At 61.0% G+C, this 8,314-nt stretch carries 5 protein-coding genes and 6 tRNA genes; 1 reads left to right on the forward strand and 10 read right to left on the reverse strand.

All coding sequences use genetic code 11. From position 1 onward, the window contains the following. Positions 1 to 269: 269 nt before the first annotated feature. The gene (locus ACQ4WR_RS19140; protein ID WP_436489241.1) at positions 270 to 2,423 is read right to left on the reverse strand and encodes a TonB-dependent receptor; all 2,154 of its coding nucleotides are present in this window, start codon (positions 2,421 to 2,423) and stop codon (positions 270 to 272) included. 384 nt (positions 2,424 to 2,807) lie between these two features. Here ACQ4WR_RS19140 and ACQ4WR_RS19145 point away from each other — a divergent pair, with 384 nt between their 5' ends. Beyond that, entirely contained in the window at positions 2,808 to 4,511 is a 1,704-nt protein-coding gene (locus ACQ4WR_RS19145) for a methyl-accepting chemotaxis protein (RefSeq protein WP_436489243.1), read from the forward strand. A gap of 85 nt (positions 4,512 to 4,596) precedes the next feature. On the opposite strand, the gene ACQ4WR_RS19150 is transcribed toward ACQ4WR_RS19145, so the two are convergent. From ACQ4WR_RS19150 to ACQ4WR_RS19190, 9 genes are all read right to left on the reverse strand, one after another. Beyond that, entirely contained in the window at positions 4,597 to 4,896 is a 300-nt protein-coding gene (locus tag ACQ4WR_RS19150; RefSeq protein ID WP_436489245.1) for a toxin-antitoxin system YwqK family antitoxin, read from the reverse strand. A 21-nt stretch (positions 4,897 to 4,917) separates the two neighbouring features. Further along, positions 4,918 to 5,370 (reverse strand): hypothetical protein, encoded by a 453-nt coding sequence (locus tag ACQ4WR_RS19155; RefSeq protein ID WP_102294902.1) that lies wholly within the window; start codon positions 5,368 to 5,370, stop codon positions 4,918 to 4,920. 68 nt (positions 5,371 to 5,438) lie between these two features. Further along, the gene (locus ACQ4WR_RS19160; protein WP_436489247.1) at positions 5,439 to 6,926 is read right to left on the reverse strand and encodes a SulP family inorganic anion transporter; all 1,488 of its coding nucleotides are present in this window, start codon (positions 6,924 to 6,926) and stop codon (positions 5,439 to 5,441) included. 256 nt (positions 6,927 to 7,182) lie between these two features. Continuing rightward, positions 7,183 to 7,256 (reverse strand) — tRNA-Cys (locus ACQ4WR_RS19165). Positions 7,257 to 7,298: 42 nt separating this feature from the next. Further along, a tRNA-Gly gene (locus ACQ4WR_RS19170) sits at positions 7,299 to 7,374 on the reverse strand. 82 nt (positions 7,375 to 7,456) lie between these two features. Continuing rightward, a tRNA-Gly gene (locus ACQ4WR_RS19175) sits at positions 7,457 to 7,532 on the reverse strand. A gap of 59 nt (positions 7,533 to 7,591) precedes the next feature. Then, positions 7,592 to 7,667, reverse strand: a tRNA-Gly gene (locus ACQ4WR_RS19180). A gap of 71 nt (positions 7,668 to 7,738) precedes the next feature. Then, positions 7,739 to 7,814, reverse strand: a tRNA-Gly gene (locus ACQ4WR_RS19185). A gap of 92 nt (positions 7,815 to 7,906) precedes the next feature. Continuing rightward, a tRNA-Gly gene (locus tag ACQ4WR_RS19190) sits at positions 7,907 to 7,982 on the reverse strand. Positions 7,983 to 8,314: the final 332 nt, after the last annotated feature.

The raw sequence follows: 8,314 nt of genomic DNA on the forward strand, positions 1-8,314 counted from the left end.
TCAATAAGATATAAGCACCATGCCTGTGCCATATAAGCCGTATTTTACTCGCCAAACACTTTCACGGCTTAGTCCGCCGGAAAAAATTACTCATAGTCAACATTAATCTGTCGGTACCGAAGGCTTACTCTAAACAATATGGCCGGCAATCCCGCCCCATCCATGCGGCGGCGGCCCGGCTTGGACACGGGCAAGCACGGCAACGGCGACTAGCATGAAAAAACCCGCTCGCGAGCGGGTCTGGTTGTACGCGGAACCGGCAGCAGAACTTACAGGCTGTAGCGCAAGGTCAGTGCCACGTTGCGCGGCGCGCCTGGCAAGCTCAGGTTCGGGCTGGAACCGTGGCCCGAGACGATGTAGCGCGTATCGCCGATATTGTTGATATTCAGCTGCACTTCATAGCGGCCCGTGCGGTAAGCGCCCATGGCATCGGCCGTCACGTAGCCGGGCAGCACCACCGTGTTGCCGGGATTGGCGAAGCGGCTGCCGACGGCATTGGCGCCGCCGCCCACCGTGAAGCCGTGGCCCAGGTCTTTCGTCAGCCACAGGTTGGCCGTATTGCGCGCCGTCAACGTGGCGCGCTTGCCCTTGATGGCGACGGGTGCGGCCGTCGTCGTGCCCGGCGCATTCACGCTGCGGTCGACGGCGATGGAATCGGTAATGGTGGCGTCCAGATAAGCGTAGCCGGCCATCATTTTCCAGCCATCGTGCAAGTCCGCATTGAAGGTCAGTTCCAGGCCATCCGTGCGCTGCTTGCCGACCGGCACAATACGGTTCGTGATGGGATCGCTGGTCTTGATATTGTCGCGTTCCAGGCGGAACAGCGACACGGTGGCGTTCGCGCGGCCGCCCCACAGGTCGTACTTGGCGCCCACTTCCGTGTTGCGCGTGTTTTCCGGCGACAGGTCGGCATTGTTGGCGGCCAGGGCGAAGTTCTCGCCGCTGGGCTGGAAGGAACGGCTCCACGACGCGTAATACGATTGCGCCGCGCCCGGTTGCCAGACGAGGCCGGCGCGGGGGCTGAAGGCGGCATCCGTGCGCGCCAGATTGGCGGTGGTCACGCCGGCCGCATTGGCCAGGCGCGACTGCTGCTTGTAGCGGTCATAGCGCAGGCCGGCCAGCGCCTTCCACTCGTCGCTGAAACTGATGGCGTCCTGCACATAGGCGGCGGCCGTGTCATAGGTGCCGAAGGTATCGCTGCGGGCGCCCAGCTTGCGCGGGTCGACCACGGGCAGCACGGGCTGGAAGATTGACACATTGGTCGCCACCACGGTCGCGGCCCAGCTATTGGCATCCTTGTCCTGCTTGCCGAATTCGGCGCCATACAGCACCTCGTGGCGCACCGGGCCGGTGACGAGCTTTTGCGTCAGTTCCGTCTGGTTGAACCAGCCGCTCTCATCACGGTCCAGCTTGGCGTGACCCAGGCTCATCGTGCCTTTCACCTCGTTGACGTTGCCGGAAATATTCGTGTTGTTGCGGTTCAGCTGATAGTCGTAATAGCGGAAGGCATTACGCAGCGACAAGGAATCACTGAACTTGTGCGTCAGGGTGGCGCTGGTCGAGACCACGCGCGACTGGCTGAAGTCCGCCTCGCTGGCGTTCGCCGCGCCAAAATACGTGCGCGCATCGACGGCCACGGGACGGCCTTGATAGGACGGGATGCCGAAGTCCGTCAGGCGACGGTCTTCCAGGTAATCGGCTTGCAGCAGCAGCTTGGTGTCGCTGGAAAAACGGATGGCCACGGAGGGCGCCAGCGCCGTGCGGTCGATGAACTGCTGCGCGCGGTAGCTGTCCGATTCCTCGCGCGCGCCCGTCAGGCGCCACGACACGCTCTCGCCCGCGCGGCCCACGTCGATTTCGCCACGGCGGCCGGCCGTATTCGTCAGGCTCAGGGCCACGTCGGTGACGTCCGCGCCCGGCTTCTTGCTGACGCGGTTGACCAGGCCGCCCGAGGAGCCGCGGCCGTACAGCACGGCGGCCGGCCCCTTGATCACTTCCAGGCGCTCGACGTTCGACAGGTCGCGGAAATACAGGGCATCGTCACGGAAACCGTCGACGAACTGGTCGCCGATGGCCGTGAAGCCGCGGATGAAGACCTGGTCGCGCTGGCCATCGCCAGTGGACAGGCCCACGCCCGGGATATTCTTCATGATGTCCTGGATCGACGTGGCGTGCTGGTCGCGGATGACGGCGGCCGGCACCACGTTGATCGTCTGCGGCACGTCGCGCAGGGCCATGTCCGTTTTCGTCGCGCCGGCGGAAGTGGAGGCGGCATAGCCGTCCTTGTCCTTGGCGGCCGTAACGGTGACGGCGGGCAGGGTTTCCTGCGCCGCGGCAATGCCCGGCAGCAGGGCGGCAAATGCCAGGGCACCCAGGACGGCGGCGGTGATGCAGGACAGTTCAGGCTTGTGACGCGACGGCATACAGTTCCTTGATAGTGAAATAATGATGCGAATGATTATCATTAGTATTTTATCAGGGGACCCTGCGCAAAGTAAGGTGAAATGTAAGTGGTAGTACTTATAGACACACGACTTGATGTAAAAAAGCAACAGGAAATCAATATCAAAAAATAATTAAAATTGCTTTGAAAAACTATTTCCCTGTGTCAATGCTATACTTGCGTCTTGCTGGGCAGCGGTCAGCCTGACCGATATGCCCCTTGCTTTACCTCCATCGTCACGCTCAGCGTGGCGCGTCGCACAGCCATCACGCGGCACCCGAAGACCCCGATCCCCTGCGCCTTGCGGCGCCTGTCCGCCCCTGCTGGCGGCGGCGATCATGACTATTACATTGTTAGGAACTACATGAAAAACCTGAACATCGGCAGCCGCCTTGGCGTCGGCTTTGCTGTCGTATTGCTGTTGCTTGCCGCCGTGACCGTCACCGCCCTGGTGCGCATGCAAACGGCCAGCGACCTGACCTACCGCCTCATCAATACCAGCATCAAGAACCAGCGCATGGTGGCCGAATGGTCGAAGATCATTGAAGTCAACAGCGTGCGCGGCGTGGCCTCGTTCGAAATCAGCGACCCGATCGTGCGCGCAAAGATCGAGGAAGACTTGCGAGTCGATGCGGAGCGTTCCAGCAAGCTGCAGGACGACATCGTCGCATCCCTGCTCAACCCTGCCGTGATCGAGCAATTCAAGGTGGTGCGCAAGGTGCGTACCGACTACGTGACGACGCGCGGCCGCGCCTTCAAGATGAAGGCCGACGGCGACGTGGCGGGCGCCAAGCTGGTGTTCGACAAGGAAGTCGCGCCGATTACTGTTGCCTACCTGGCGGAAGTGAAACGCTTTGCCGCCATGCAGATCAAGGCCGCCGACGGCGTCGGCAACAGCATCATTGAAGCCTACAGCGGCACCCGCGTTTTCCTGATCACCATGGGCGTGCTGGCAGTGCTGATGGGCATCGGTTTTGCGTGGTGGATCACGCGTTCGATCACCGGCCCCATCCGCGACGCCGTGAAAGTGGCGGAAACCGTGGCGGCGGGCGACCTGAGCAGCGTCATCACGGCGCAAGGCCGCGATGAAACGGGCCAGCTCATGCATGCACTGAGAACCATGAACGACAGCCTGGTGACCATCGTCGGCCAGGTGCGCAGCGGCACCGACACCATCGCCACGGCATCGGCCGAGATCGCCGCCGGCAACCAGGATCTGTCGTCGCGCACGGAACAGCAAGCCAGTTCGCTGGAAGAGACAGCCTCGTCGATGGAAGAGCTCACCAGCACCGTGAAACAGAATGCGGACAATGCGCGCCAGGCGAACAAACTGGCCGGCGACGCGGCCGGCATCGCCAGCCGCGGCGGCGCCGTGGTAGCCGAAGTGGTTGCCACGATGGGCGACATCAACACTTCGTCGAAGAAAATCGTCGACATTATTTCCGTCATCGACGGCATTGCCTTCCAGACCAACATCCTGGCGCTGAACGCGGCCGTGGAAGCGGCGCGCGCCGGCGAACAGGGCCGCGGCTTCGCCGTGGTGGCCACCGAGGTGCGCAACCTGGCACAGCGCTCGGCGGCGGCGGCGAAAGAGATCAAGGGCCTGATCGACGACTCCGTGCAAAAAGTCGACGTCGGCACGGAGCTGGTCGACAAGGCAGGCAAGACGATGGAAGAAATCGTGCAAAGCATCGGCTTCGTCACCTCCATCATGAGCGAAATCAGCAACGCCAGCGAAGAGCAAAGCGCGGGCATCGAGCAAGTCAACCAGGCCATTTCCGAAATGGACCAGGTAACCCAGCAAAATGCGGCCTTGGTGGAAGAAGCGTCGGCAGCGGCCGAAGCGATGCAGGAACAGGCGAGCGAGCTGGCGCAAGTAGTCAGCGTGTTCCGCCTGGACGCCAACGCGGCGGCGACCGACCGCTTCAGCGTCAAGGCGGCGCAGCGCAGCGCGCCGGCGGCCACGCCAGCCGCAGCAGTGCGCCCGGCCCCTGCCCTGCGCTTGCCGGCCGTGCGCAAGAGCGGCAAGGTAGCGAGCCCTGCCGAAGGCGAGTGGGAAGAGTTTTAAAGCAACAAGGTGTCAAGTCAAGGCTGCCGCGTGGCAATCGCTGCCTGCAGCGGCCAGGTGGTCGGCCATTAACGCAAGCAGGCGCTCAGCTGCGCGTCACGGGCTTGCCGGCCGCATCCCAGAAGCGCCACTCGCCCGTCTCGGCGCCATCGAGATAGTGCCCTTCGGCGGCTGGCGCGCCCGTTTCGTCAAAGTCGCGCCACAAGCCGCTCTCGCGGCCATGCGCGTAATGCCCTTCTGAAATGACCGTGCCGTTGCGGTGGTATTCGCAAAACAGGCCATGGCGTATCCAGCGCGTGCCGTCGTCCGACAGCATGCGCGTATACCGGAACCGCAATTCGCCCGTCTCGTACGGGATTTCCGCCAGATGCAACGCCGCTTCCATTTTTTCTCCTTGCTGATGCTGTCAAGCCAGGCCGGCTTGCGTCTCGTGTATCAATACCGCCAGTTCGCGCGGCACGGACTGCCCCAGGAATGCCAGTGCCAGCGCCTCCGGGTCGAGGGCGGCGTCCGCCGGCAAGCCGTGCTCGAAGCCGCCCACCATGGTGCGGCAGAAGTGCGGCGATGCCGGCCGCGTTTCCACGTACCAGCAGCCCGCATGGCCCTGCACGAAATACTCGCCGATAAAATAGCCCAGCATGGTTTTCACCCACTGCCAGCTTTCGTCGCGGATGACGATGGTGCGCATGGCCGCATCGATATACGGCAGGTATTCGGCCGCGTTGGTCAATACTTCGTGCGCCGGCTGGATACCCAGGCGCTCGACAAAATTCACCAGCGAGGTGCCCAGCGCGTCATAGTAGGCGTCGAAATCCGCCTGGCTTTGTTGCAGCAATTGCTCTTGTTCGTTCGACAGCATTCATACTCCACAGACATTCAACAATCGCGCCCATTGCCGGGCAATGGCGCGGGACACTTGCTGCTATTTTACGCCACGCGCACATCCACGCCCGCGCGCTGCAGCAGCGCCTGGTTGCGGCTGGACAGATGCGTCACCTGCAAATGCTTGCCGGCCTTTTCATAGCGCTCATACAGGGCTTCGATGGCGGCAATGGCCGAGTGGTCAGCCATGTGCAGATGGCGGCAATCGAGGATCACGCGGGCCGGGTCCGCCGCCGTCCGGAACAGTTCCAGGAAATGCGTGGTCGAGGCGAAGAACAAGGTGCCATGCGGCAGGTAGACGCGCACGCCCGGCGTGCTGTCGTCCAGTTCGGCGCGCATCTCGCGCGCATGCTGCCAGGCGAAATTCAGGGCCGCGATGATGATGCCGCACAGCACCGCCATCGCCAGGTCCGTGAAGACCGTGATTACCGTCACGGCGACGATCACCAGCGCATCCTGCAGCGGCACCTTGCCCAGCACCCGCAGCGAACCCCAGGCAAACGTCTGCTGCGCCACCACGAACATCACGCCGACCAGCGCGGCCAGCGGAATGCGCTCGATCAGCGGCGACAGGAAGAGGATGAACAGCAGTATCATCACGCCCGCCGTCACGCCCGACAGGCGCGAGCGCCCGCCCGAACTCAGGTTGATCATGGTCTGGCCGATCATGGCGCAGCCGCCCATGCCGCCAAACAGGCCCGAGACGACATTCGACGCGCCCAGCGCGATGCATTCGCGGTTCGGCTGGCCCCGCGTTTCCGTTATCTCATCTGTGAGATTAAAAGTAAGCAAGGTTTCCAGCAAGCCCACCATGGCCATCAGCGCCGCATACGGGAAGATGATGTGCAGGGTAGCCATGTCCAGCGGCACGGTCGGCCAATGCAGGGCCGGCAAGCCGCCGGCGATATGCGCAAGGTCGCCCAGGGTGCGCGTGGGCAGGTGCAAGAAATGGCTGAGCACGCCCACGCCGAGGATGGCCACCAGCGCCGGCGGCACGGCTTTGGTCAGGCGCGGCAGCACGTAGACGATGGCCATGGTGAGAAGCACCAGCGCGCCCATCACATACAGGGGCGTGCCCTGCAGCCAGGTTTCACCGTGTGGCGTGGCCAGGCGGAAATGTTCCAGTTGGGACATGGCGATGACGATGGCCAGGCCGTTCACAAAGCCCAGCATCACGGGATGCGGCACCATGCGGATCAGCTTACCGAGGCGCAGAATGCCGAACAGCGCCATGATGATGCCGCTCAGCACCACGGTGGCCAGCAAATATTGCACGCCATGCTGGGCCATCAGCGCCACGATGACGACGGCCATGGAACCTGCCGCGCCAGAAATCATGCCGGGGCGCCCGCCAAAGACGGCCGTCAGTGCGCAGATGATGAAGGCGCCATACAGGCCCATCAGGGGATTCAACTGCGCCACGAGGGCAAAGGCGATGCATTCGGGCACCAGGGCAAACGAGGTGGTCAGGCCCGCAAGAAAATTCTTTTGTATATTCGGGAACCACTCGTCCCGAAAAGTTGCGTTGATCATTGAGTCACATCCAGGGTCGGAACAGAGAAATGCGCGCCTGACGCGGAGCCAGCAGGCGCAGCCATGCCAGCGGGCGTCACGGAAAAGCCGTGCTGAGGTTGAACGGAGCAGGAAAGTCGTCAGTGACTACATCGGTATGGAGGAAAGGGGAAGATTCATCAGCGCACGGCGCGGTGCGGCTGAGCCTGTCAACATTATACAAGATGCGCCTCGGACAAAAAAATAGCCCACTCGAAAGTGGGCTATTTTTTTCATCTGGAGGCGAGGACGGGAATCGAACCCGTCTAAACGGCTTTGCAGGCCGCTGCATAACCTCTTTGCTACCTCGCCAGAGGAACTGCTTGGATGCGCCTTGCGGCCCATCTTGAAAACTGGAGCGGGAGAAGAGTCTCGAACTCTCGACCTCAACCTTGGCAAGGTTGCGCTCTACCAACTGAGCTACTCCCGCATTGGAGCTTGGTACCACTTAATCGCGCCACGCATCATGGCGGATAAAAAAAGGAAGCCAGCTTAGCTTCCCTTTAGAATTCTGGAGCGGGAGAAGAGTCTCGAACTCTCGACCTCAACCTTGGCAAGGTTGCGCTCTACCAACTGAGCTACTCCCGCATTGGAGCTTCTATTTTCTGCCTGATACTGCCATCTTGCTGTACTGCTTCAGCATTCGCTGGAGCGGGAGAAGAGTCTCGAACTCTCGACCTCAACCTTGGCAAGGTTGCGCTCTACCAACTGAGCTACTCCCGCATACGAACCGCTATTTTACTGCCTTTTGTTACCGTTTACCAGTGCTGCTTTACTGCTGATCCAGTATTCACTGGAGCGGGAGAAGAGTCTCGAACTCTCGACCTCAACCTTGGCAAGGTTGCGCTCTACCAACTGAGCTACTCCCGCAGTGGACAACATTGTATCAGAAGCTCTACTACATCGCCAGTACTACTTTTTACTGCATTTGCTGTTTTTACCTATGACACGATCCAGAAAACTGGAGCGGGAGAAGAGTCTCGAACTCTCGACCTCAACCTTGGCAAGGTTGCGCTCTACCAACTGAGCTACTCCCGCGTCATCAACAACAGGCCAGCATTATAGAGGGATTACAGGGGCTGTCAACGGGCAATATCTGGTGTTTTGCAAAATATTCCGCAGAAAGTAGCCAATACCGTCTTAAGGTCCTCCGAATAGCGTAGCGAGCAAGCGCAATATCGTGTTGAGTAGCGGAGCTGTACGAAGGTACAGCGAGCAACGGAGACGCGAGAGTGCGCTGCGCAGTAGCTAGGTGTGATGTTTCAATAGGTTGTTGTGGTTCATTCGGATTGGATTTGAGACACTGGAAATCGCCAAACCCCCAGTTCTCAAGGAAACCAACCGAATGAACATCCATAAGAATGCCCGAT

This window comes from Janthinobacterium amylolyticum (genome assembly GCF_051380655.1).
GTDB lineage: Bacteria > Pseudomonadota > Gammaproteobacteria > Burkholderiales > Burkholderiaceae_D > Janthinobacterium.

What these genes read in the sequence shown, in the direction of transcription:
- ACQ4WR_RS19150 (WP_436489245.1), bottom strand. Translation starts at nt 4,896, where the DNA reads ATGGAAGCGGCGTTGCATCTGGCGGAAATCCCGTACGAGACGGGCGAA.
- ACQ4WR_RS19155 (WP_102294902.1), bottom strand. Translation starts at nt 5,370, where the DNA reads ATGCTGTCGAACGAACAAGAGCAATTGCTGCAACAAAGCCAGGCGGAT.
- ACQ4WR_RS19145 (WP_436489243.1), top strand. Translation starts at nt 2,808, where the DNA reads ATGAAAAACCTGAACATCGGCAGCCGCCTTGGCGTCGGCTTTGCTGTC.
- ACQ4WR_RS19140 (WP_436489241.1), bottom strand. Translation starts at nt 2,423, where the DNA reads ATGCCGTCGCGTCACAAGCCTGAACTGTCCTGCATCACCGCCGCCGTC.
- ACQ4WR_RS19160 (WP_436489247.1), bottom strand. Translation starts at nt 6,926, where the DNA reads ATGATCAACGCAACTTTTCGGGACGAGTGGTTCCCGAATATACAAAAG.